The sequence below is a fragment of the Spirosoma jeollabukense genome (assembly GCF_054777855.1).
This window is the reverse complement of sequence record NZ_BAAHAD010000014.1, coordinates 14,136-39,736: the sequence shown is the minus strand read 5'-3', so window position 1 is coordinate 39,736 and position 25,601 is coordinate 14,136. Positions and strand designations below refer to the sequence as shown.

General features: G+C 50.4%; 20 protein-coding genes. 13 read left to right on the top strand and 7 right to left on the bottom strand.

The window, feature by feature from the left end; all coding sequences use genetic code 11:
• Window positions 1-6 precede the first annotated feature (6 nt).
• The 6 genes from ACYVEA_RS30500 (at window position 7) to rplT (ending at window position 5,950) form a co-directional block, all read left to right on the top strand.
• Window positions 7-906, top strand: coding sequence for a class I SAM-dependent methyltransferase (locus tag ACYVEA_RS30500; RefSeq protein ID WP_461117158.1), 900 nt, complete (start codon window positions 7-9; stop codon window positions 904-906).
• Window positions 825-2,150: a tetratricopeptide repeat protein gene (locus ACYVEA_RS30495; RefSeq protein ID WP_461117157.1), complete on the top strand. Its 1,326-nt coding sequence runs from the start codon at window positions 825-827 to the stop codon at window positions 2,148-2,150. The genes ACYVEA_RS30500 and ACYVEA_RS30495 overlap by 82 nt, the downstream gene beginning before the upstream one ends.
• A 112-nt stretch (window positions 2,151-2,262) precedes the next feature.
• Complete coding sequence (gene thrS / locus ACYVEA_RS30490; protein ID WP_461117156.1) at window positions 2,263-4,206, top strand: threonine--tRNA ligase; 1,944 nt, start codon at window positions 2,263-2,265, stop codon at window positions 4,204-4,206.
• A 184-nt stretch (window positions 4,207-4,390) separates the two neighbouring features.
• The gene (gene infC, locus ACYVEA_RS30485) at window positions 4,391-4,948 is read left to right on the top strand and encodes a translation initiation factor IF-3 (RefSeq protein WP_093832765.1); all 558 of its coding nucleotides are present in this window, start codon (window positions 4,391-4,393) and stop codon (window positions 4,946-4,948) included.
• Between the two features lie 249 nt (window positions 4,949-5,197).
• Window positions 5,198-5,392, top strand: coding sequence for a 50S ribosomal protein L35 (rpmI, locus tag ACYVEA_RS30480; RefSeq protein WP_093832769.1), 195 nt, complete (start codon window positions 5,198-5,200; stop codon window positions 5,390-5,392).
• 213 nt (window positions 5,393-5,605) lie between these two features.
• Window positions 5,606-5,950 carry a 50S ribosomal protein L20 gene (rplT, locus tag ACYVEA_RS30475; RefSeq protein WP_461117155.1) on the top strand — a complete coding sequence of 115 codons (345 nt, stop codon included), beginning with the start codon at window positions 5,606-5,608 and terminating at the stop codon, window positions 5,948-5,950.
• A gap of 79 nt (window positions 5,951-6,029) precedes the next feature.
• On the opposite strand, the gene ACYVEA_RS30470 is transcribed toward rplT, so the two are convergent.
• Window positions 6,030-6,470, bottom strand: coding sequence for a nuclease A inhibitor family protein (locus tag ACYVEA_RS30470; RefSeq protein ID WP_461117154.1), 441 nt, complete (start codon window positions 6,468-6,470; stop codon window positions 6,030-6,032).
• A 118-nt stretch (window positions 6,471-6,588) separates the two neighbouring features.
• Here ACYVEA_RS30470 and ACYVEA_RS30465 point away from each other — a divergent pair, with 118 nt between their 5' ends.
• Window positions 6,589-7,128 (top strand): hypothetical protein, encoded by a 540-nt coding sequence (locus ACYVEA_RS30465; protein ID WP_461117153.1) that lies wholly within the window; start codon window positions 6,589-6,591, stop codon window positions 7,126-7,128.
• 11 nt (window positions 7,129-7,139) lie between these two features.
• On the opposite strand, the gene ACYVEA_RS30460 is transcribed toward ACYVEA_RS30465, so the two are convergent.
• Window positions 7,140-7,334 (bottom strand): hypothetical protein, encoded by a 195-nt coding sequence (locus tag ACYVEA_RS30460; RefSeq protein WP_461117152.1) that lies wholly within the window; start codon window positions 7,332-7,334, stop codon window positions 7,140-7,142.
• A 164-nt stretch (window positions 7,335-7,498) separates the two neighbouring features.
• On the opposite strand from ACYVEA_RS30460, the gene dnaK reads away from it, so the two are divergent.
• The 4 genes from dnaK (at window position 7,499) to ACYVEA_RS30440 (ending at window position 12,691) form a co-directional block, all read left to right on the top strand.
• Entirely contained in the window at window positions 7,499-9,436 is a 1,938-nt protein-coding gene (gene dnaK / locus ACYVEA_RS30455; RefSeq protein WP_461117151.1) for a molecular chaperone DnaK, read from the top strand.
• 190 nt (window positions 9,437-9,626) lie between these two features.
• Window positions 9,627-10,064 (top strand): RrF2 family transcriptional regulator, encoded by a 438-nt coding sequence (locus ACYVEA_RS30450; protein WP_461117150.1) that lies wholly within the window; start codon window positions 9,627-9,629, stop codon window positions 10,062-10,064.
• A gap of 97 nt (window positions 10,065-10,161) precedes the next feature.
• A complete protein-coding gene (locus ACYVEA_RS30445; RefSeq protein WP_461117149.1) occupies window positions 10,162-11,472 on the top strand; it encodes an APC family permease in 1,311 nt (436 codons plus the stop codon).
• Window positions 11,473-11,545: 73 nt separating this feature from the next.
• On the top strand, window positions 11,546-12,691 hold the full coding sequence (locus tag ACYVEA_RS30440) for an LLM class flavin-dependent oxidoreductase (RefSeq protein WP_461117148.1): 1,146 nt from the start codon (window positions 11,546-11,548) through the stop codon (window positions 12,689-12,691).
• 275 nt (window positions 12,692-12,966) lie between these two features.
• Here ACYVEA_RS30440 and ACYVEA_RS30435 read toward each other — a convergent pair whose 3' ends face one another.
• Window positions 12,967-13,974 carry an SDR family oxidoreductase gene (locus tag ACYVEA_RS30435; RefSeq protein ID WP_461117147.1) on the bottom strand — a complete coding sequence of 336 codons (1,008 nt, stop codon included), beginning with the start codon at window positions 13,972-13,974 and terminating at the stop codon, window positions 12,967-12,969.
• Window positions 13,975-14,165: 191 nt separating this feature from the next.
• The gene (locus tag ACYVEA_RS30430) at window positions 14,166-17,594 is read right to left on the bottom strand and encodes a methylmalonyl-CoA mutase family protein (RefSeq protein WP_461117146.1); all 3,429 of its coding nucleotides are present in this window, start codon (window positions 17,592-17,594) and stop codon (window positions 14,166-14,168) included.
• 155 nt (window positions 17,595-17,749) lie between these two features.
• On the opposite strand from ACYVEA_RS30430, the gene ACYVEA_RS30425 reads away from it, so the two are divergent.
• Both ACYVEA_RS30425 and ACYVEA_RS30420 read left to right on the top strand, forming a co-directional pair.
• A complete protein-coding gene (locus ACYVEA_RS30425) occupies window positions 17,750-18,628 on the top strand; it encodes a TraB/GumN family protein (RefSeq protein ID WP_461117145.1) in 879 nt (292 codons plus the stop codon).
• Between the two features lie 132 nt (window positions 18,629-18,760).
• Window positions 18,761-21,517 (top strand): PQQ-dependent sugar dehydrogenase, encoded by a 2,757-nt coding sequence (locus ACYVEA_RS30420; protein ID WP_461117144.1) that lies wholly within the window; start codon window positions 18,761-18,763, stop codon window positions 21,515-21,517.
• Between the two features lie 147 nt (window positions 21,518-21,664).
• On the opposite strand, the gene ACYVEA_RS30415 is transcribed toward ACYVEA_RS30420, so the two are convergent.
• The 3 genes from ACYVEA_RS30415 to ACYVEA_RS30405 form a co-directional block, all read right to left on the bottom strand.
• Complete coding sequence (locus ACYVEA_RS30415) at window positions 21,665-23,857, bottom strand: alpha-galactosidase (RefSeq protein WP_461117143.1); 2,193 nt, start codon at window positions 23,855-23,857, stop codon at window positions 21,665-21,667.
• Between the two features lie 30 nt (window positions 23,858-23,887).
• Window positions 23,888-24,502: a cysteine hydrolase family protein gene (locus ACYVEA_RS30410; protein ID WP_461117142.1), complete on the bottom strand. Its 615-nt coding sequence runs from the start codon at window positions 24,500-24,502 to the stop codon at window positions 23,888-23,890.
• Window positions 24,503-24,637: 135 nt separating this feature from the next.
• Entirely contained in the window at window positions 24,638-25,420 is a 783-nt protein-coding gene (locus ACYVEA_RS30405; protein WP_461117141.1) for a hypothetical protein, read from the bottom strand.
• Between the last annotated feature and the right edge of the window lie 181 nt (window positions 25,421-25,601).

Below are 25,601 nucleotides of genomic sequence, written 5' to 3'. Positions count from 1 at the left end.
AAGCATATGGATGACATTCAATTAATTACGCCCAGGATTTGGTCTCAATATGAACTGATCGACTCGGGTAATTTTCAGAAACTCGAACGTTTTGGTGAGTTTATCCTGGCCCGGCCAGAACCACAGGCTATCTGGGACAAATCGCTGTCTGATTCGGATTGGGAACGCCAGGCGCATGCCATTTTTCGGCGCGACCGGCAGTCGCCAGAACGAGGTGACTGGCAAACGACGCCTGATATGCGCGATCCATGGTACGTTAAATTTCAGCAGGATGGCTTAAACCTTAAGTTTAAACTGGCACTAACGACGTTTAAGCACGTAGGTTTGTTTCCTGAGCAGGCTGACAACTGGGTTTTTATCCACGACAGAATAAAAACCATTTCGGAGAATGTACCCCGGCCAAAAGTATTAAATCTGTTTGCCTACACGGGCGGGGCGTCGCTGGCGGCTCGTCAGGCAGGAGCCGACGTAACCCACGTTGATGCCGTGAAGCCTGTGATTAGCTGGGCGCGGGAAAACATGGATCATAGCGAGTTGGATAACATTCGCTGGGTGGTTGAAGATGCCGTAAAATTCGTTCGACGCGAGGTTCGGCGGGGTAACAAGTATAACGGCATCATTCTGGACCCACCCGCCTACGGCCGTGGTCCCGATGGGGAAAAGTGGGTACTTGAAGAACAGCTCAATGAGCTGCTCAAATCCTGTGCTGATTTACTCGACCGCACCGATTTTTTCTTCATCATAAATCTGTACTCACTCGGGTTCTCATCGCTCATTTTAGAGAACCTCATGCAGCAAACGTTTGGCAACGTACCGAACTCCGAATGGGGCGAGCTGTTCGTGGCCGATCAGGCACACAAACGATTACCTTTGGGCGTATTTTATCGGTTCGCGTCGAGTTTATGAAAGCGCAAAAACCCGTTTGGGCGGAAGGTTGGCGTAAGTTTCGTTCGCTCTTTTGCTCATTCACTCTCTCGCTTTTACTATTTTCCTGTGGGAGCGATAATCGGCAGACTGCCAGCATACCGGATTTCCCGAAGCCCGGCGACAGCAGTCGTACGGAAGGGGCGTTGCGCGCGTTAACGCACGCTATAAATCAATCGTCACCTGCGTCGGCCTACGCTAAACGGGCCATTATCCTGTTATCGATGGGAAGGATAACTGATGCCCTTGCCGATATCGACGAAGCCATTAGCCGAAATGATAATGCCGGGTTCTATTACCTGACCCGCGCGCAGATTCTGCGGGCGTTGAACCAACCCGATAGAGCGCTTCAGAATGCACAGCGCGCTGAAATTCTGGGTGTTGATACCCCTGAATTATACACATTGCAGGGTGATTTGCTGCAGCAACAGAATCAGTTCGACAAGGCGAAGTTATACGTAGCAAAAGCCCTTCAAATGGCACCATACGATGGTGAAGCGTATTTTTTTAAAGGGCTGATGGCTGCTCGCCAGGGTGATACATTACAGGCGCTCGCCCTTTATCAGCAGTCGCTTCGGCTTAAGCCCCGCTATCTGGAGACGTACAATCAGCTAGCCTCCATTTATCGCGTATTGCGCGACCCAAATTCGGCGCTTATTTACAACAGGCAAGCCTTGCAGTATTTCCCTAATAATCCCAGACTCTACTACGGACGGGGCTTGATTTACCACGTAGAAGGCAAGCTTGATAGTGCGATTGCTTCATACCAGCAAACCGTACAGGTACAGCCGAATTACTACCAGGCTTTTTTTCAGATGGGACTGATCAACCAGAAATACCGCCGGTATGATGCCGCTCAGGCCAATTATCAGCGAGTGCAGCAACTGCGCCCCCAGTTTCCACGTATCTTTACGTATATTGGCTATTGCTTTGAGCAAATGGCCCAGTATGATCAGGCCATTGCTGCCTATACGAAAGCGACCCAGCAGAACGTAGCGGATCGGCAGGCTGCCGCAGGTTTATGGCGCTCGAGACGGCGACAATACGCGCAAAATTCATATAACTCATTACTTTTGCCGGATGCGCCTGACGAACAGGTGCAGACAGCCAGAAAGCGAACCGAAATAGATACGACCCGTGTTCGTATTATGACGATCCAGCCGAAAACAAAGGTTACATCCAGGTCAGGCGATTCGCTTCGGCGAACCGTAAAACCGTTGAATTGATGTATAAAGTAGGATACATGATGTATGTCTATTCATTACATTATATATCAAAAAGTAAGTGGCTTACAGTTGTAGGTAAGCTGCGGGTGCCCACAAATAAATAAGTACAAGTATGATTGCGCAGGACGAACAAATCCGCGTGACGCTGCCCGACGGTAGCGTTCGGCAATATCCCAAAGGTAGTACCGGGTTGGATATTGCTACCCAAATTAGCGAAGGGCTGGCTCGTAACGTACTGGCTGCCAAAGTGAACGGCGTCGTCCAGGATGCTACTCGACCCATTGATGAGGACGCCAATGTGCAGCTTCTGACGTGGAATGATGCCGAAGGGAAAGCCACCTTCTGGCATTCATCAGCTCACTTGTTGGCTGAAGCGCTCGAAGCCTTGTACCCCGGCACGAAGTTCGGTATTGGACCGGCTATTGAAACGGGCTTTTACTACGATGTCGACCTCGGCGGACAGCCATTTTCGCAGGAAGACTTCAAGAAAGTAGAGGACAAAATGCTCGAACTGGCCCGTCAGAAACAGCAATACATCCGCAAGCCAATGAGCAAAGCCGATGCGGTCGCCTATTTTGAGGAGAAAGGCGATCCCTATAAACTCGACCTGCTCGAAGGTCTGGACGATGGAACCATTACGTTCTACACCCAGGGCGACTTTACCGATTTATGCCGCGGGCCACACATCCCAAACACGGGTTTTATCAAGGCCGCTAAGCTGATGAACGTAGCCGGCGCTTATTGGCGCGGTAATGAAAAAAATAAGCAGCTGACCCGGATTTACGCCGTTACGTATCCTAAACAAAAAGAACTCGACGAATACCTGTACCTGCTCGAAGAAGCTAAAAAGCGGGACCACCGTAAGTTGGGTAAAGAGCTGGAACTGTTCGCGTTTTCGGAGAAAGTAGGAGCCGGGCTTCCTTTATGGCTACCGAAAGGCACAATGTTGCGTGAGCGGCTGGAGAATTTTCTGCGAAAAGCACAATCGCGGGCGGGTTATTTGCAGGTTGTTACACCCCACATTGGTAGTAAACAACTGTATGTCACATCGGGTCACTGGGAAAAATATGGCGAAGATTCGTTCCAGCCAATCAAAACGCCCGATCCGAACGAGGAGTTTTTGCTGAAACCCATGAATTGCCCGCATCACTGCGAGATCTACAAAACCAAGCCGCGTTCGTATCGTGATCTGCCGTTGCGGCTGGCTGAGTTTGGGACTGTATATCGTTATGAGCAGTCGGGTGAATTGCATGGGTTAACGCGCGTACGGGGCTTCACCCAGGATGACGCGCACATATTCTGTCGCCCCGATCAGGTTAAAGACGAGTTCATGAAGGTGATCGACCTGGTGCTTTATGTCTTTAAATCACTTGGATTTGATGACTACAGCGCTCAGATTTCGCTACGTGACCCGGAGAATAACACGAAGTACATCGGTTCCGATGAGTTGTGGGAAAAAGCGGAGTCGGCTATTATTGAAGCAGCCGCTGAAAAAGGCCTGCGCACGGTAACGGAGTTGGGCGAAGCGGCTTTCTATGGTCCCAAGCTTGATTTCATGGTTCGTGATGCCCTGGGCCGGAAATGGCAGTTGGGTACGATACAGGTGGATTATAACCTGCCGAATCGCTTTGAGTTAGAATATATTGGTGCTGATAATCAAAAGCATCGCCCTGTAATGATTCACCGGGCACCTTTTGGTTCGATGGAGCGGTTCATCGCGATTTTGATTGAGAATTCGGGCGGTAATTTCCCCCTCTGGCTTTCACCGGATCAAATTGCCATCCTGCCGATTTCGGAAAAATATGAAAGCTACGCAAATGATCTGTTTTTTACCTTACAGGAGCAGGACATTCGCGGGTTTGTCGATTTGCGCGACGAGAAAATTGGTCGTAAAATCCGCGATGCCGAAGTGAATAAAGTGCCTTATATGTTGATTGTTGGTGAGAAGGAAGCCGCCGATGGCAAAGTATCGATCCGGCGAAAAGGCCAGGGCGATTTGGGAAGTATGAGCGTAGATGAGTTTATCAATACGTTCAAAGCTGAAGTGAAGATGTAAGGATTTAATTATCAGTCGTCCGTCGATAGTTGATTATGACGTATTCATTCGATCAACTATCGGCGGATTACTATTGATTATAACCAGTATTTTAAATAGTTTTCCGAACTTTTTAGACGTGGGTACGTTATCCAAACGACCTTAAAACGTCAGTTTCAAACATTTGTTACGCTAAACACAATTTATGGCATTACCCCAGCGCAGACCACCCCGTCGCGTGGTTGAAGAACCCTACAAAGTCAATGAGCGCATACTGGCCCGCGAAGTGCGGGTGGTCGGTGAAAATGTAGAGCAGGGAATCTACGAAATAAGTAAGGCGCAGGCAATGGCCAAAGCGCAAAACCTCGACTTGGTTGAGGTGTCGCCCAATGCTGTTCCGCCCGTCTGTCGTATTGTGGACTACTCCAAGTTCAAATATGAGCAGAAGAAAAAGCAGAAAGAGATCAAGGCTAACGCCACAAAGGTTGTTATTAAAGAGATTCGTTTCGGTCCCAACACCGACGATCACGACTTCGATTTTAAGCTTAAACATGCTATTAACTTCCTTAAAGAAGGGGCGAAGGTGAAAGCCTACGTTCAGTTTGTTGGCCGGGCCATTGTCTTTAAAGACCGGGGCTTTCAACTGCTGGAGCGCTTCTCTAAAGGACTGGAAGACTACGGCAAGATTGAAGCCGAACCCAAACTCGAAGGCAAGCGCATGAGTATGTTCCTGTCGCCGAAAGTGGTTGTTCCTAAAAAATAACCTATGAGCCACTGGCAGCGCTAAAACAAGCGTTGCTTCTGCTCGACTACCTCATTTTATAACCCTGTTTCGATTCGTTCCAGCGAAAATCGGAACAGGGTTTTTGACGTTGGTTTATAGCCTTTGTCATCAGCCCAACTAGGTATCTGTAACATTTTATACGAATAACAATGATCTGCTGATTATGAGCTTTTTTTTGTATCTTTGCGCCCTGTTTACTTAAATTTCCGTACAAAGCGGGTTACTGCAATGCCAAAAGTAAAAACAAACTCGGCTGCCAAGAAGCGTTTCAAGCTGACTGGCACCGGAAAAATCAAACGGAAGCACGCCTTCCACAGTCACATCCTGACGAAAAAAGGAACCAAGCAGAAGCGCAATTTAGTGCACGACACGCTGGTTGCTGCCCCTGATGAGCGTCGTATCAAAGCGCTGTTGAACATCTAGTCAGCATTAAAAGATGAGCACAATGAAACTTGTTGTGTAGCATCGCAAAGGACGCAGTTGCGTCCTGGTTTCACGTTTCACCCGAGGCCGGGCTAAAAAGAGACTGATGAATGATGCATGATGAATGGTAGTTAACGAAAAGATTACTCGTCACTATTTATTCTACACGCTACGTTCTTCTTCCGCCCGTCGTCAAAAAACAAGTAACAAACAATGCCACGTTCAGTCAATCACGTAGCCTCACGGGCACGTAGAAAAAAAGTAATGAAGTTGGCCAAGGGCTACTTTGGTCGGCGTAAAAATGTTTGGACGGTTGCCAAGAACGCCGTCGAAAAAGGCTTAGGATACGCTTATCGTGACCGAAAAGCCAAAAAGCGTGATTTCCGGGGTCTCTGGATTCAACGAATCAACGCTGGTGCCCGGATTCACGGTCTATCGTATTCGGCATTTATGGGTGCACTGAATAAATCAGGCATCGAACTAAACCGGAAAGTATTGGCCGATCTAGCCATGAACCACCCGGAAGCCTTTGCCGCTGTTGTTGAACAAGTGAAGTAAACAGAACTGACTATATAAAACCCCGGTGATGAGCCGGGGTTTTGTTGTTTTAAAGCAGTACCGTATACGGAAAACCGCACTACGTCTGCACGATTTTTGTCTTGATCCCTACCCGTTCGCCATCAGCCTGGCGGCCCAGCAAATAGGCGTCCAGTTCCGTCTCGCCCACCAGGAACACCTGCCGCACGGTCAATTCTTTTTCTAAAAACTGCTTGAGTTGTTGGAATTTGGCCGTTCGGGTTTTCTCCTCATCCGTATACCAATCCTGTTCATTGGTAACTGGCTCCCAAAAGTCATTTTCTGGCATTTCTTCCACGTATATGGAAGGCGGCAGCATCTGCCAATCTTTAATTTGGCTAACCGTCAAGGGCTCAGCCTGTTTGAGATAGCAGGTTATGGGTGCCAGGGGTTCGTCGGATTCACTTGGGTAGAGTAATCCCGTTAGAAAGGGGCTGATTTGTTCGCTAAAGGACGTAGTATCTGCAATAGGATCGCTACTTCTAGGTTCTTCGTTCGTCATATATACCGGCAGATTCAAGACAAATTAACCAATTATGGGTTAAGTATGTAATCAATATCATTTTAGTGCGGATTGTTACAATTCTTATCCGTTAAACTCAATACAAACCTTTATTATCATGTTAGAAACCTTAATGAATCTGGTCAAGCAACACGCGGGCCAGGCGGTAATCAATAATCCCGCTATTCCTAATGCACAAAATGACAGTGTCATGCAAACGGTTGCCAGCAGCATCATGAGTGGCCTGGGGCAACAGGCGCAGGGTGGTGGTCTTGGTAATTTGCTTGGGATGGTCGTTAATGGTGGCAATGTGCAGCAAAGCTCCGTAACACAGGGCGTTCAGCAGCATGTTGAACAAAACCTAATGGAGAAACTGGGTATTTCGCCCCAGGTAGCTATGTCGGTCGCAAGTGCCGTGGTGCCGATGGTATTGAGTAAACTGATGCACAAAGCGGCTGATCCGAATGATTCCAGTGTCGATGGTAATTCGATTATGGGAGCCGCAACGGGTCAGCAAGGCGTTGACTGGATGGGTATGGCCGGTTCTGCTATGGCAGATGGCAAACTGGATATGAACGACCTGATGCGGGTTGCTGGTCAACAGACTGGTGGCGGAGGTGGTCTTGGCGGTATGCTGGGTGGCTTGTTTGGCAAGTAATCCCGCACACGTCAAATAAATTCTTTGTAGAAATAGTACGTAGTCCCGTCGTAATCACCCAGTAGTAGGTAGGTGATTACGACGGGACTTTTCCGTTCGCCACGCTTATCGTTCAGGGACGAACATAAAGAGTTGATTGCCGTAATAGTATGGCGTCTCGTTGCCTGGCCTTTCCATAATGAATGCCAGTCGGCGAGATTTGTCATGTATTTGTGCTATAAGTTTACATTACGCGCCAATATGGCCCTTTGTAACGTATCTTCTGCCAATCTGACAGCAAATCAATCAATTTTTCGGGCTGGCATCTGTATTGTTAGATAGAACATGTCTGTCAGTTTTAACCACAGCATACAAGAAACTAAACCAAGTTATGGGAAAGATTATTGGTATTGACTTAGGCACCACGAACTCGTGCGTGGCCGTGATGGAAGGCAACGAGCCGGTTGTAATCCCCAACTCCGAAGGAGCCCGGACTACACCGTCTGTGGTCGCGTTTATGGACAACGGCAACGGCGAACGTAAAGTCGGTGCACCCGCCAAACGCCAGGCCATCACCAACCCAAAAAATACGATTTCTTCGATTAAGCGTTTCATGGGTAAACGCTATAGTGAAGTAACGAACGAAATTAAAAATGTCGCTTACGACGTAGAAAACGGTCCGAACAGTACACCCCGTGTACGTATCGGTGATCGTCAATATACACCCCAGGAGATTTCCGCGCTGATTCTGCAAAAGATGAAGCAGACGGCTGAAGACTACCTTGGCCAAACGGTTACAGAAGCCGTTATCACGGTTCCTGCCTACTTTAATGATGCGGAGCGTCAGGCTACTAAAGAAGCGGGTGCGATTGCCGGTCTGGATGTAAAACGGATCATCAATGAGCCAACCGCTGCTGCTTTAGCCTATGGTCTGGATAAAACCAACCACGATCAGAAAATTGCCGTATTTGACCTTGGTGGCGGTACGTTTGATATTTCGATTCTAGAATTGGGTGATGGGGTGTTTGAAGTAAAATCGACCGATGGTGATACGCACCTCGGCGGTGATGACTTCGACCAGGTGATCATCGACTGGCTTGCCGATGAGTTCAAGAAAGACGAAGCAATAGATTTGCGTCAGGACCCAATGGCCCTGCAACGCTTAAAAGAAGCCGCTGAAAAGGCAAAAGTTGAACTATCGAGCTCGAACTCGACGGAAATCAACCTGCCGTATATCATGCCGGTGAATGGTATTCCCAAGCACTTAGTACGGACATTGAGCCGGGCCAAGTTCGAGCAATTAGCCGATTCGCTGATTCAGCGGAGCCTGGAACCTTGCCGTCGTGCCCTGAAAAACGCCGGTCTGTCGGCTAGCCAGATCGACGAAGTTATTCTAGTGGGTGGTTCGACCCGGATTCCGAAAGTGCAGGAAGAAGTTGAAAAACTGTTCGGCCGGAAGCCTTCGAAAGCCGTTAACCCTGATGAAGCCGTAGCCATTGGTGCTGCTATTCAAGGTGGTGTACTGACGGGTGAAGTGAAGGACGTACTGTTGCTCGACGTGATTCCGCTATCGCTGGGTATCGAAACGATGGGTGGCGTATTTACCAAAATGGTGGACGCTAACACGACGATCCCAAGCAAGAAAGTTGAAGTTTATTCAACAGCTTCGGACAATCAGCCAAGCGTGGAAATTAACATCCTGCAGGGTGAGCGCCCAATGGCAGCTCAGAACCGTCAATTAGGTCGGTTTATCCTGTCCGATATTCCACCAGCACCACGAGGTGTTCCTCAGATTGAAGTAACGTTCGACGTAGATGCCAACGGTATTCTGCACGTAACGGCCAAAGATAAAGGCACGGGTAAAGAGCAGAAAATCCGGATCGAAGCATCGAGCGGCTTGACCGACGCTGAAATCACCCGGATGCGCGAAGAAGCCAAAGCCAACGAAGAAGCGGATAAGAAGGAACGCGAAACGGTTGAGAAAGTCAACGCGGCCGACTCAATGGTGTTCCAGACCGAGAAGCAGCTGAAAGAATACGGCGATAAACTGTCGGCTGGTAACAAGACGGCGATTGAAGATGCGCTGGCTAAACTTCGCACGGCACACGGTGCCCGCGATATAACTGCCATCGACACAGCCCTCGAAGCGTTGAACGCTGCCTGGGCAACGGCCTCGACCGAAATGTATAGCGCCGGTGCCGCAGATGGCGCCAGTGCCAACCCAACGGACGGAGCTGGTTTTGGCGGCAACGGCAATGGTTCGGCCAACGGCCAGGGCCAGCCAGCCGGTGACAACGTATCGGATGTACCGTACGAAGAAGTGAAGTAAGACCGGGATTTACCGGAATACTTTAATTTATATATGAAAGCCCCTGTCGGAAACGGTAGGGGCTTTCGTATTTAGAGAGTGGATAGTCTTTATGAGAATAATATCTATAGAAGTAGGAGAGTTATAGAAAAGTAGCTTATATTTGGCCTTTTACGTCCCATCTACTGCATCTGGAAGCTAGATCAATACTATGATTTCGAAAAAAGCTAAATACGCGATTAAAGCCTTAAAAGTTCTTACCGAAGAATATGGGAAAGGGCCAGTGTTGATTTCCTTCATTTCAGCCAAAGAAAATATACCTAAAAAGTTTTTAGAGGCTATCCTGCTGGAACTGCGTAATCATGGTATCCTCCAGAGTCAGAAGGGAAAAGGGGGCGGGTATCTGCTACGTGTTGATCCGGGACGGGTTAATTTGGCACAGGTCGTGCGCATTATCGATGGACCGATTGCGCCAACAGCCTGCGTCTCGCTGAATTTCTACGTTCGCTGCGATGATTGTGCAGATGAAGAAACGTGTACCATCCGACCCATTATGTTACAGGTTCGCGATGCGAATTTATCGGTGTATGAGAACACGACGTTACCTATGTTGATTGAACATAGCGTGTATGCCAAACCGACTTTATAAGACTTTTTCGTAGGTTAGCCACAAAACCTGGAGTGCTTTTGTTCAATGAAGCAGCAGAGTTCCGGTAGATGAACCAATCGATTAAATCAACATAGGGGTGGCACACACGACGGATTCATCTTCCCGACTACTCCGGGGTATCAACCGGTTCGATTTCATCGCGCTCATTATCAACATCACCATTGGCGCGGGTATCCTGGGGTTGCCTGCGAAACTATATGCGCTGATTGGTGTCTGGAGTTTACTCGCTTACGTTGTCAGTGCGACGGTCGTGATCCTGATTATCCTTTGTTTTGCCGAGGTGAGCAGTCGATTCAGTGCTACGGGCGGTCCGTATCTGTATGCTCGGGTTGCCTTCGGACCGCTGGTTGGCTTTGAGGTCGGCTGGTTGTTCTGGCTATCGCGCATGGCGGCCTTTGCGTCTATTTGCAACCTGTTCGTTAGTTACGCAGCCCTTTTCAGACCCCAATTGGCGGGCGGCTGGGAGCGGGCAAGTCTGATAACGGGGCTTATTGTTGGTGTAACCGGTATAAACTACGTGGGTGTGCAGCGGTCGGCGCGGGTGAATACCGTGTTTACCGTCAGCAAATTACTGACGATTGGTCTTTTCGCCATTGTGGGCTTATTTTTTATCGATACGGCTGCCTTTACGTTTCCCGAATTTCCTGGGTATACCTCCTTTTCACAGGCGGTATTGCTCCTTATTTTCACATTTTCGGGTTTCGATGTCGCGGCCATACCGGCGGGGGAGGTCCAGCAACCCCAGCGGACAGTACCCTTGTCGTTGCTGGTTTCCATCGGAACCGTAGCTGTGCTGTTTATCGCTGTACAGCTTGTCTGCATTGGCACATTACCCGATCTAACCCATTCCGAACGTCCACTCGCCGATGCCGCCGGTCACTTTATTGGACCGGGTGGGGCTTTGTTTATCACGATAGTAGCGTTGATTACGGCGATGGGCACGCTTCATGCGCTGATGCTGACGGGGCCTCGCCTGCTGTTTGCAATGGCCGAACAAAAACAATTGCCGGACTGGTTAGCCCAGACACATCCCCGTTTTCGAACGCCCTACGTAGCGATTCTCCTAACGGCTGCGTTGCAACTCCTACTGGCTATAACAGGTACGTTTCTATACGCGCTGACGCTCAGTACGCTGATTCGACTCGCCTATTTTGCCCTGACTTGTGCGGCTGTCCCCATACTGCGTCTTCGTACTGACGTGCCAATGGCGCAGTTTCAGGTAGCAGGTGGGCTGGTCGTTTCGGCATTGGCGGTGTTACTTTGTGCCTGGTTGCTCAGCAACAGCGCTGGACGGGAAGCCCGCGACGTAGCGATTGCCGGGGGAGTGGGGTTAGTCATTTTTGGTGTCAATCGGTATCGACGGGCTAAGACCGCCCATAACGGATGACTAACTCCGCCCGGAATGAAGGTAATATGTTCTAGTCTATCAAGTTTGCTTATGGCTACCAATCAGATTGTCCATGCTTCAACAGCCAATTGAGTCTGTCCCTGTACGAACAACCGGGCGCGTTTGCGAAGTGTCCTGGTTTTCTGACCTCTGCGGAGAGGATACCGAATTTCTGAGCGTTCGCGATCCCGCCCGCAGTACATTTGCCCATTGCCGGAACGTCGCTCTGGCTGCCGAACGGCTGGGATTCAGTAATTTATTATTGCCCACGTCATACATGACGGGTCAGGAGGTGATTCCCTTTGCAGCGGGAGTGGCTCCTGACTTACAGAGAATTAGTTTACTAACGGCCATCCGCTGTGGAGAAATGCACCCACCAATGCTGGCTCGTACGTTGGCCTCCCTCGATCAGATGCTGGAGGGGCGATTGACGATCAACATTATCAACTCTGACTTACCCGGTTATCGTGAAGACGCTCACCTGCGTTACCAGCGCTGCGCCGAAACCATTCAGATTCTGAAACAGGCCTGGACACAGGACCGAATTGAACACAATGGCCCTGTATATGGTAAAATCAGTTTAGCGACTGAGCCGGTAAAACCCTATCAGCAAAACGGCGGACCACTGCTCTATTTCGGCGGTATGTCGGATGGCGCGCGGGACGTATGCGCCCGTTACTGCGATGTCTTTCTGATGTGGCCCGAAACCGAGGAGTTGTTGTATGGCAACATGCAGGACGTAGCAGAACGGGCAGCCCGCTACGGTCGACAGATCGATTTCGGGTTGCGTATTCACATAATCGTGCGGGAAACGGAGGATGAAGCCAGGGCCTGGTCCCGGCACATCATGTCGAAGTTTGATCCGGTACGGGGTGCAGCGCTGAAAAATGCCTCCCAAAGTTCGTGGTCATTGGGTGTTCAGCGGCAAAATGAACTGCGTAAAGGTGCCGATAACGATGGCTTTGTGGAGCCATTGCTATGGACCGATATTGGGAAAGCCCGTTCGGGAGCGGGTGGTGCTCTAGTCGGTAGCGCCGATCAGATCGTAGAAAAAATTAATCGGTATATGGACATGGGCATACGAGCCTTTATTTTCTCGGGGTATCCCCTGATAGAAGAGGCTGAGTGGTTTGCACGCTTAGTTCTGTCTAGATTGCCGAATGCTTCCCTAGCCCGGTTGCAGGAACGAATTCCAGCGAAGCCTTCTTTACCAGTATAGAATTTTTCTGTGGTCCGGGACATTAGCTTATCCACTTCACGGCACAGGCTAATAACATTGTCCCGTAGCGGTTAAGATAAGTTACTGTTAATCAGGGCTTATATTGCCAAAGTGAACATACAAGCCTTGACCAACAGCAACTTAGCCTGTCAAATAATTTTCAGCCATCCAGGTCTCTATATCAGCCTAAACATGGTAGCAAAAGCTCCATTTTGTGCGCTTCGATACGTATGGCTTCAGGGTAACCTTACCTCATTTTTCGCATAATAACGCCACTAAGGCTGTCCACCCCCACCAGCGGCTCCATACACCTGTCCCGTGGCATAACTACCATCGTTGGCAGCCAGTTGAACGTAAATAGACGCTAGTTCGGCGGGTTGGCCAGGTCGACCCAGGGGCGTATTTCCCCCAAAGGTTTTTAGTTTTTCCTGCGTGGCACCACCACTGGGTTGCAAGGGCGTCCAGATAGGCCCCGGCGCTACGCCATTCACCCGTATGCCTTTGGGACCAAGCTGTTTTGCCAGCGACTTGACAAAATTCATCGTGGCTGCTTTGGTTTGGGCATAGTCATATAAATTGGGTGAAGGGTCATAGGCCTGTTCCGATGTCGTACCAATGATGGACGATCCGGCTGGCATATGCGGCAAAGCGGCTTTAATAATCCAGAAAGGCGCATAAATGTTCGTCTTCATGGTCGCGTCGAAATCCTCCGAAGATACGTCGAGAATGGATTCACGGCTTTGCTGGCGGGCGGCATTGCTGACCAGAATATCCAGGCCACCTAATCCTTTCACCGCTTCATCGACCAGTCGTTTGCAAAAAGCTTCGTCGCGGATATCGCCGGGAATGGCAATCGCTTTTCGGCCTTCTTTTTTGATCAGGTCAATTACTTCTTTGGCATCGGGTTCCTCAGCGGGCAGGTAGTTAATGGCTACATCAGCTCCTTCACGCGCATAGGCGATTGCGGCCGCTCGACCCATCCCTGAATCACCGCCGGTAATCAAGGCTTTACGACCCTGTAAACGTCCCGATCCTTTGTAGCTGGTCTCGCCATGATCGGGCCGGGGGTCCATTTTACTGGCCAGGCCTGGCCAGGGTTGAGGCTGGGGCTTAAAAGGAGGCTTGGGATATTTTGTGGTCGGATCGACAAGTGCTGCCGGAGCAGCTCCCTCGGTAAGTTGAGGGTCCGAATCTGCAAACACTGGAGATGCCATTAGGGTAGCGGCAAGACCACTACCAAGGCCGCCAATAACCTGGCGTCTGTTTAATTGATTTTCATTCATAATGGTTGTATGCTGGCGTTGAGTACGTGTTTGTTTGTACTATACTATATCCATAGGATACTCCCCTTAACGAACGGTGTAGTGTTAAGGTTAGATTTTCTTAAGATTTAATGCGGTACGAGTAGGGAACAAGACTAATCCGCAGGAACAACGTTGAAAAACCTGGCTGAACCTGATGTTGGGCAATCTCCTCACATGTTTCGCCGGTACTGCCCGCCCACTTCGTAGAGCGCGTTGGCTAGTTGGCCAAGTGAACACACTTTGGTTGCTTCCATCAAACTCTCGAAAATATTGCCATTGGCCAGGGCTGTAGCCTGTAGGTTTGCCAGGGCTATTGCGGCTTCATCGTGGTGAGCCGCCTGAAATGCCTGACAGGATTCAACCGCGTAGCGTTTTTCGTCGTCGGTTGAGCGGATGACTTCGGTGGGAACGATGGTTGGCGAACCAGCCGGATCGAGGAACGTATTGACGCCAACAATCGGCAAATCACCGTTGTGTTTCATCGTTTCGTACTGCATCGATTCTTCCTGAATTTTGCTGCGTTGGTACATGCGTTCCATCGCGCCCAGGACACCCCCGCGCTCGTTGAGGGCCATAAATTCCTGATATACCGCTTCTTCTACCAGATCAGTTAACTCTTCCACAACGAAAGCACCCTGCAACGGATTCTCGTTTTTCGTCAGGCCAAACTCCCGGTTGATAATAAGCTGAATGGCCATCGCCCGCCGGACAGATTCTTCGGTTGGTGTCGTAATAGCTTCGTCGTAGGCGTTGGTATGAAGCGAGTTGCAGTTGTCATAGATGGCCAGCAAGGCTTGTAACGTAGTGCGAATGTCGTTGAACCCGATTTCCTGGGCGTGGAGACTTCGGCCAGAGGTTTGAATATGGTATTTGAGTTTCTGGGATCGGTCGTTGGCGTTGTATTTGTTGCGCATCGCCTTCGCCCAGATACGTCGGGCCACCCGCCCCAGAACGGTGTATTCCGGGTCCATTCCGTTCGAAAAAAAGAACGAGAGGTTTGGGGCAAAGTCATCTACGTGCATACCCCGGCTGAGGTAATATTCCACGAATGTAAACCCATTGGACAGCGTAAAGGCCAGTTGCGAAATCGGGTTGGCGCCAGCTTCGGCGATGTGATAGCCTGAAATCGACACCGAGTAAAAATTCTGCACCCGGTTGTTGGTGAAATACTGCTGGATATCACCCATCATTTTGAGGGCAAACTCCGTCGAGAAAATGCAGGTATTCTGGGCCTGATCTTCTTTTAAAATATCCGCCTGCACCGTTCCGCGCACCTTACGCAACGTATCGGCTTTGATTTGCTCGTAAATTTCTGGTGGCAGTACTTTATCGCCCGTTGTCCCAAGCAGCAGCAAGCCCAGCCCATCATTGCCATCGGGCAGAGGCCCTTGGTAGCGCAGAGCAGGGGGCACGGGGCTCGGAGGAAGGGAAAAGAGCGTATCAGCAGCTCCCTGCTCCTCGCTCCCTGCCCCCTGCTGGCGTAGCCATTTTTCGCACTGCTGATCAATGGCTGCGTTCAGGAAATAGCCAAGGAGCATGGGCGCGGGCCCGTTGATGGTCATGGATACCGACGTCGCAGGGTCGCAGAGGTCGAAGCCGGAATAGAGTTTCTTGGCATCATCGAGTGTGCAGATGCTCACCCCGGAGTTGCCGACTTTTCCGAAAATATCGGGACGTAGCGCCGGGTCTTCCCCATAGAGTGTCACGGAGTCAAAGGCGGTTGACAGGCGCTTGGCGGGTAAGCCCTTTGATACGTAGTGAAACCGGCGATTGGTCCGTTCAGGTCCACCTTCGCCCGCAAACATGCGTGTTGGATCTTCGCCCTCTCGTTTTAGGGGGAAAACACCAGCCGTATATGGAAACTCTCCCGGTACGTTCTCCGTCAGGAGCCAGCGCAGAACATCACCCCAATCGTGGTACTTCGGCAGACTGACTTTGGGGATTTTTAGATGGGAAAGGGTTTCAGAATACAACGGCTGCCGGATAACTTTACCCCGAACGTTAAACTCGTAAAAGTCTGCTACGTAGCGTTTCTGCATCTCAGGCCACTGTTGGAGCAGGGTTCGGCAAATTGGGTGGAGCTGAACGTTGAAGGTAGCGTAAAGGGCTTTTAACTCTTCCTGCAGTGGATTGCCCCCCTCCCTTTGGTTTAAGGGGAGGGATTGGGATAGCAACTTCAGTGTTCCATCGAGTTGATAAAGCTGCCTTGCCAGCGTTGTTTGCTCCTGAACGAACGTATCATAACGTCGGCTTTCTTCCACAATTTCGGCCAGATACCGCACTCGGTCTGGGGGGATAATGGGTGTGGGGTTTACGGTATTCGGTTTACGGTATTCGGATTGGCGTGCGTCAGCCACTGAAAACCGTAAACCGAATACTGACATCAGTCGCTCGAACAGCGCGTTCATGCCCGGATCGTTGAACTGGGCGGCAACGGTTCCCAAAATGGGTAATTCATCATCCGCTACGTCCCAGAGATTGTAATTGCGCCGGTACTGTTTCCTGACATCGCGCAGGGCGTCCAGCGAGCCTCGTTTATCAAATTTGTTGATGGCAATGACATCGGCGAAATCGAGCATGTCGATTTTTTCTAACTGCGTGGCTGCGCCATATTCGGCCGTCATCACATAGAGCGTTTGATCGGCATGTTCGGTAATTTCCGTATCCGACTGACCAATGCCCGATGTTTCGACGATAATCAGATCGAACTGAGCGGCTTTACAAATATCGATCGCATCCTGAACATGGCGACTCAGGGCCAGATTCGACTGCCGTGTCGCCAGTGACCGCATGTATACACGCGGAGAATTGATCGCGTTCATGCGAATGCGATCCCCTAACAACGCTCCGCCCGTCTTGCGCTTCGATGGGTCTACCGAGATGATGGCCAGTGTTTTATCCGGATACGTTCGCAGGAAACGTAGCACCAGTTCATCCACCAGCGATGATTTACCCGCACCCCCCGTCCCGGTAATACCAAGGACGGGAACGTGGTGTGTGGAGGCAGGAGCATGGTATTGATCCGGGTGATTTTCGGCGGTGGTGATGAGCCGGGCGATTACATCGACATCGTCCGGGGACATATTTCCCCCCGCCCCTGAAAACAGGGGCGGTCCGCCGATGCGGGGGGCTGGGGGTAAGGTAAAATCGCATTGACGTAGCAAATCGTCAATCATACCCTGCAAGCCCATCGAACGGCCATCGTCGGGCGAATAAATCCGTGCGATGCCGTAGGCGTGAAGTTGATCGATCTCGGCGGGGAGAATCGTACCGCCACCGCCCCCAAAGATTTTGATATGGCCCGCCCCACGCTCCTGAAGCAGGTCATACATGTATTTGAAAAACTCCAGATGCCCACCCTGATAGCTCGTTACGGCAATGCCCTGGACATCTTCCTGAATGGCACAATCCACGATTTCGGCTACTGAACGGTTGTGTCCCAGGTGAATCACTTCCGCACCCGACGCCTGCATCAGCCGACGCATCAGGTTGATAGCCGCATCATGGCCGTCGAACAGTGAAGCCGCCGTAACAAGGCGAATCTTGTTCGTAAAAGCCTTTGTCTGGGGGCGTTCGGGTTTGAGTTGTTGTGCAATCATGGGGTCAGGGCGTCTGTTAAGCAGGATCGGCAAAATCAAAGTTACGAAGCAAAACCGAATGTGACTTTGGGACACAAAGTTGTAGATTTGTCGACCATTCTGCTTAGTTTTAAACCCGGCGAAGAGTAAATTATACTACCCAACTAATGACAATTATGAAGAAAATAAAGGCCATCCAATACGTACTGACTGGCTTATTGGCCGCGGGTGCGCTGCTCACCACGCAGGCGCAGGATAAAGCGTTGCTATACGAAGTAACGGGTCCGGGTCTGGCGAAACCGTCGTACCTCTACGGTACATTCCACCTCGTTTGTCCAACGGATTTGATCATTACCGATGCTATGAAAAAAGCCGTGGGTGAAAGCCAGCAAGTGTATCTGGAACTTGATATGGACGACCCCACGATGATGGCCGACATGCAGAAAGCGATGATGATGCCAGCCGGTAAGACTGTAAAGGAACTACTTAAACCTGAGGAGTATACGATACTGGATAAGTACCTGAATGAGAAAATGCACGTTGGACTGGCGCAGATGGGAATGCTTAAACCCATTGCCCTGCTTTCGATGATGTATATGACGATTCTGCCGTGCCAGCCTGTGTCGTATGATCTGAAATTTTCTGAGATGGCGGCCAGCGAAAAAAAAGAAGTACTGGGCCTGGAAAACTTATCGACGCAACTGAATGCGATGGACAAAATACCCATGCAGGATCAGCTGAAAGGATTGGTCGATATAGCCAGAAAGCCTGAAGCTGCAAAAAAGGAGTTTTCAGATTTCATTGCCTTGTATAAAACCCACGACATTAATAAACTGATGAGTGCAATGGAAGCCAGCGAGTTCAGTGGGGGCGACTTTTCGCAGTACGAAGAAAGTTTACTGACCGAACGTAACACCAGCTGGATTCCGGTGATCGAGAAAGCTGCCAAAGAAAAGCCGACGTTTTTTGCCTTCGGAGCCGGGCACTTGGGTAACGAAAAAGGTATCATCAATATGTTGCGCAAAAAAGGCTATACCGTGAAGGCCGTGGAGTAGGTGGAAAAGACTATGTTTCAGTTAGTTTAGCCGGTCATGTATGGTTAGACAAGGAGTTGGTCATGCTTTGGTGATAGTATGGGTAGAGGTTCAGATTTTCCTAATCCATAGAAACATATCATCCTTAAAACCATGTCCTTCTCCCTGTTTACTTATTTGTCGCTGGGTAGCGCCCTGCTGGGTACGCTTGCTACGTTGACTGGCACGGTTCATCACGATGAGACGCCCATAAAATCATTAACGGCCGAAGCTACGATAGACACCACCAACCGGCCTGCCGAAAATCGGTTTACGAAAACGGTGCTGTCGAATGACCTCAACGAGCCGATGGAGCTGGCCGTTGCGCCCGATGGCCGCGTATTTTTTGTGGAACGTCATGGTAAGTTTTACATGTACGATCCGGTGCAGAAGAAAACCCGATTGCTGCACGATTTTCCGGTGAAAGCCGTCGAGAAATACCTGAATGGGCTGCTGGGCATGACCATCGACCCGAATTTCAATCAGAACCATTACCTCTACTTTTTCTACACGATTCAGGACAAAGAACAGACCAGACAACGTATTGCCCGCTTTGTCATCACGAAAGACAATACGCTGGATTTAGCCAGTGAAAAGTCCATTATCGAATTTCCGATCGATCTGGAAGTGAGTGCGCATACAGGCGGTTCGATGGCCTGGGACACACATGGCAACCTCTTCATTTCGACCGGTGATAATACAGTTCCATTTGAGTCGAGCGGGTTTTCGCCGACCGATTGGCGCGAAGGTCGGCTGACATTCGATGCGGCTCGGTCGGCAGGCAACCCGAATGATTTGCGGGGTAAAATACTACGTATTCATGTTGAACCGGATGGCTCCTACACCATTCCCGATGGTAATCTTTTTCCAAAAGGCACGGGTGGAACACGACCCGAAATTTATGTAATGGGGTGCCGAAATCCGTATCGTATTTCGGTTGATCCCGCTACGTCGATTGTGTATTGGGGTGAAATTGGGCCAGATTCGGGCACCGACGGACCGCAGGGGCCGCGTGGTTACGATGAATTCAATCAGGCAAAAAAAGCAGGCAATTATGGCTGGCCTTTCTTTGTAGGCGACAGCAAGCCGTATCACCAATACGATTTTGCCACCAAAGCTGTTGGTACGTTGTTTGACCCGAATGCGCCAATCAACAACTCACCCAATAATACGGGCGCAAAACAATTGCCGCCGACCAACAAGCCAATGGTCTGGTATCCGTACAATAAGTCCGACGAATTTCCGGAACTGGGCGTTGGTGGCCGGTGTGCAATGGGTGGACCCGTGTATCATTACAACGCATCGCTTCAGTCGAAAACCAAAATGCCGGCTTACTACGATAAGGCGCTATTTATGTATGACTGGATGCGGAACTGGGTCTTTGCGGTACGTTTGGATGACCAGCAGAATTATCAGTACATGGAACGGTTCATGCCTGTTACGGGCGATTTTCGGCGTCCGGTGGATATGGAAATTGGACCGGAAGGGTCTATTTACATGCTCGAATATGGTTCGGTCTATGGCATCGACAACGATGACGCCCGTTTGGTACGTATCGACTTCAACCCGGGTAACCGCGCACCAGTGGCGCAGATAACGGCAAAAGATACCATCGGTCTGGCTCCGCTGACGGTGGCTTTTGGCAACACGAGTTACGATTATGACAAGTCGGATCAGTTAAACTACCAGTGGCGATTTGAAGGGAGTCAGGTTGCATCAACCGAGGCCAAGCCAACCCATACGTTCCGTAAAAATGGGATTTACAAAGCGACGCTGACCGTAACGGACCCGGCGGGTCAGGCAACTACCGACACGCTGACCATCAAGGTGGGGAACACCACCCCTTCGGTAGCGATTGCCACCACTGACAACAGCACGTTTTTCTTTCCGAATGAGACGCCTTTCCGGTATTCGGTGGCCGTGAGCGATAAGGAAGATAAAGTGATTGATAAAAATAAAGTGAAAGTGGCGCTGACCTTCATCCCGAAAGTAGCCGGTAATGATCAACAGATTGGCCACCAGCGAATCTCAGCCTCGTACAATTTAGGAAAATCGCTGATTGCGGGCAGCGATTGCAAAGCCTGTCACCAGGTTGCGGCCAAATCCGTTGGGCCGTCGTTCACCGAAATCGCCAAAAAATACCAGAGTGACAAGACCGCTACGGCCAAGCTGGCGAACAAGATCATCATTGGGGGTGGGGGTGTCTGGGGCGAACATGCCATGAGTGCGCACCCGCAGCTCTCGCGGGAGGAAACGACCGAAATGGTGAAATACATTTTCTCGTTAGGCATGCAACCTGCCGACAATCATCTGCCGCAACAGGGGAGTCTGGTGCTGAAAGATCATGTTGGTACCGATGAGCAGAGCCGCTACATCCTGACCGCTACGTATACCGACAAGGGAAGCGTTGGCGGATCACAACCCAAACTGGCGTTAATGAAAAGCGATGCCTTGGTGCTTCGGACGACCAGGGTGCTGGCGGGCGATGCCGACGAAATCCATGAGATGGCGAAGCAGGGGAGACGGTTAGGCAACATCAATAATCAATCCTACTTCGTGCTGAAGGCGATAGATCTGAAAAGCATCGACCAGTTAACATATCATTATGCGTCGCTGGACCAGACTGCCACCATCGAAGTGCATACCGACTCACCAACGGGACCCGTGATCAGCACAGCGAATACCACGCCAACCGGCGACCGGCGGAAGTTTACGGATGTGAGCACGTCAGTTCAGAATCCCGGTGGCAAACACGATCTATATTTCGTGTTCGTCAAACCCGACGGCAAGAATCTGCTTGCCCTGGAATGGGTAGCGTTCCAACGCAAGGACGCTGCCAACACGATGAATGCGAAGGCCGATGGGAAGTAGTTGAAGTGCTCCGTTGTTCGGCGTAGTCTCTGACTACGCCGTTGCGTTATTTGGTCTCTGACCAGCGTTATGCATACCGGTCGGAGACCGGATAACACTGCGACGTAGTCAGAGACTACGCCGAACAACGGGACAAAAAACGAACGTTTACTTGGCTGCACTCACTTCCAGCACCACGCTTTCCTGACGGGTGCTCACCTGGGGGTTGAAGCCGATGGTCATCAGGTAGTTACCCGAATAGGTCGCGGTGGATGTGTTGATTGCTGATTTGGTGCCCGGATAGACGTTAAGCTCTTGAATCGTATATTTTTTGTCGGGGTCGAGCCCTTTCAGTTTGATAGGCGTTAGGCTGCCCGTTTTGTAGCGGTTCCTGGCCAGGTACGTAAACCACATTGCCCTGTCTTTGGCTTCACTCACGTAGAGCACCGACGCTACATCGTTTGTGTAGGGAGATGATAGTCGAAACTGGTCACCCTGCCAGATGACGGGTTTGATACGTTCGTAATCCTTCAGCGCCTGTTGGCTGAATTGCAGTTCGGGTTCGGTGAGTTTGCTGACGACAATATCGTACCCTAGTTTGCCCATCATCGCTACGTCGGTGCGGAACTTGATGGACTGTTTGCCCCAGTCCGTTACGTGGTTGCAACTCGCGATGGATGGGAAGAAATACGAGTAATTCCACTGAATAAACACTCGTTCCAGGGCATCGGTGTTGTCGCTGGGCCAGTATTCGGTGAAGTACCGTAGCGCTCCATAATCGACGCGCCCACCGCCCCCTGAACACAGCATCATGGGCAGCGTTGGGTACTTGGTCCGGATCCGTTCCACTACGTTGTATAGACCCTGAACGTAGTCGACAAAGAGGTTCGACTGGTTCGGGTTGGTGGCTGAGTACGCATTGTAAATGACGGCATTGCAATCCCATTTGATGTAGCTCAGCGTTGGGTTCTTCGTCATGATGCCGTTCACGACCTCATAGACAAAATCCTGCACTTTAGGATTCGACAGGTCCAGCACCAGTTGATTTCGGAAATAATACTCCTGACGGTTTGGCAGCTTGATAACCCAGTCGGGGTGTTTTTCGTAGAGTTCACTTTTGGGGCTGACCATTTCGGGCTCCAGCCAGATGCCGAATTTAATCCCTGCGCTCTCGGCTTCTTTCACCAGATAACCCAGCCCATGCGGTAACTTTTTGGTATTCTCCTGCCAGTCGCCCAGTGAGGTATGATCGTCGTTGCGGGGATATTTATTGCCAAACCAGCCATCGTCGAGGAGAAACAGATCGACGCCAAGTTTTTTGCCGTCTTTAATGAGCGTCGACAGTTTTTCCTCGTTGAAATCGAAATACGTAGCTTCCCAGTTGTTCAGTAGCGTCAGCCGATTGCCCTGCCCCTGCGGAATGCGGTGTTTTCGCGCCCAGCGGTGCAAACTCCGGCTGGCGCCACCCGTGCCTTGCTGCGAGTAGGTGAACAGAAAAGCAGGCGTAGTAAAGTCAGTGTTGGGCGCCAGGGAATAAGCTGACGCGTATGGATTGATGCCGGGAATGATACGTAGGTTGTGCAGCGGATCAACCTCAAACGCCAGTTGGTAATTGCCCGACCAGGCCAGCGTACCGGCAATAACTTCGCCCTTGTCTTCGTCGGCGGGTTGATTGAGGGATACCAGAAACGACGGTGGCTGAAATAAATCGGCGCGTGTGCCCAACTTGGAATCCAGGATTTTGATGCCTTCTGTGAGCGGTATTTCAGAAGGATTCATTTCATTGGCCCAGTCGCCGTGAAAATGCGTTAGGTAGTACTGCTGAGCCGGAAGATAGAGGTTCGCCGATGCATATTTCTGCAATACGACCGGCTTTTTTTCGGTGTGCCGAATCGATGACCACTGCTCTATTACATCTTCATTCCGGTACGCTTTGTAATACAGCGTCACCTCAAACGGGTACTGCGGGTCTTTCAAATATACCTTCGTTAGCACGACGCCATCCGCCACATGTTGCGTTTCATGCCGAACGTATTTGAGATCAAGTGACGGGTTGCCGTCGGCATGGGTAACCTGAATGGCGGGTTCCAGCAAATTGCGGCTACCGGCGGGGGTATAGGCCGAATTGTAGATGCCTGTATAATCCTCCCCCCGCTTGCCATTCCCCGGAATGGCGGCATATTCGGCCGCGTTACGTAGCTTCGGACCCAGGTGGACAATGGTAGGCGTTTGTTCTTTGTCGACCCTGATTACCAGGGCTGTCTGCTGGGTCTCAATCGCAATATGCACATCGCCCGGTGCGGCTTTGGTTAGAAAGGGTATCAATAGAAAAAGAGGTAGGTACAGGCAGAATCGTTTCATTCGTAAGTAGTAAAAAATGGGGGTAATTGGCTAAGCCAGAGACAGATTCCGGCTCATGGCCGCCAGGTCAATCTGGGTGGATGGCGTTGTGTCGGCATTCAGAACCCGCTTCATATAAGCCAGCGCATCCGTCGTGTGCGTAGGTTTAATGGACGCAACGCAGTCGGAGGGAACGCTGAGTTTTAAGTCGCGCATATAGGCATCGTTGGCCGTAAACAACACGCACGAATCAGTACTGAGTCCGGTTAGAATCAGGTGTTTTGCGTTCAGGTAGGTTAGCAGCGTATCGAGCGTGGTGGCATAGAAGGCCGAGTTTTTTGGCTTAAGCACAAAATAATCATCAGGGTCGGGCTTGAGGATTTCGGCCAATGGCTGGCCCCGAACGCCATCCGTCAGTACGTGTTCCAGTACGTCATTGAAATTGGATTGCCAGCGGCCAAAGTTATCATTGACATACACAACCGGAATGTTCAGCGTTTTGGCTTTGCCTTTTAGGGTCGCAATGCGGTCGGCTGCCGCGCGGGCTGTTTCTTCTAACAGATCTCCTCCGGGAAACTCCAGATCGTTGATCATATCAATAATCAGCAGGGCTACCGGAGATTTATCGGGAGCATTACCGTGTAAATCGTCACTCTTTCCGTTCATAACGTGGTTGAGAAAGTTATTTAAAGTTATACCACAGAGGTCATGGAGTAAACACGGAGATTCACAGAGAACTTCATTTATCTCTTACTCCGTGAATCTCTATGTTTACTCCATGACCTCTGTGGTACTCATTTTTTATTTGCCAGGTTTAACCGTAAACTCCTGAAACCGGTAAATTTCCTGCCGCACTACGTCGAACGTCTGATTAATTTGGGTACGGAACTGCTTATAGGCCGGATCGGCCAGGGCGCTCATGTTCGATACGTATTGCGTGCTAGTATACTCATAGCCCTTCTCGCTGCCGTTGGGAACCGCCAACGCCGAGAAGTCCCAGCCGAGAAGCGTGTTTTTCCTGATACGTTCATCACTCAGGCGTTTCAACGGGCCCAGGTCAACAGTGGCCAGTGGGTTTCGTCGTTGAAGCCGGTCAACCACCATGAGCTGTGTGCCGTCGGGGGCAAATTTGGGGTCAAACGAGGCATCCGTATTTTCCCAGATTTCCATTTTAACAACGGGTGCTGTGGCGCGGTCACGGCGTCCCAGATCCGCCATTTTTGTTTTTACACTGTCGCCATACATTCGGGCCATAGCCTCCGGTGAAGCTCCTTTGATGGCCATTTCCGACGTAACAATTTTCGTTACGTAGTCATACTCCGTCTGGTTTGGGTTCGACGTAAACTGCTTGACGGTCATATACCAGCCTTCGAGCTTACCCTCGTCAACGGCGGCCTGATTGACTTTGCGCCATTCCCGTTCAACAGACAGCGCGTCCTGAACGGTGAGTCCGGGATTCAGTTTGTGGTAAATGAGAAACGTAAAGGTTTTAGGTTTTGTCTGAGCCAATGTGTTAAAAGCGTAAGCCATAAAAAGACTCAGCAAGGCTATTTTACGAAGGGACGATGGCAAGAAGAGGACCATGAAAAAGATAGTGTTTGAGACAGATTTGTATGAAGCATCGTATAGATACAGCCAGGTAAGGGATTTTATGCAGGAATCTAACCAAAAAGGCTTTTTCTAACACAAAGAACAGGAAGGATTAACGGACATAAACGACAGCGGGCCTGTGTTCTCCGCGAGTTCGCTGTGTTAGATTAGATAT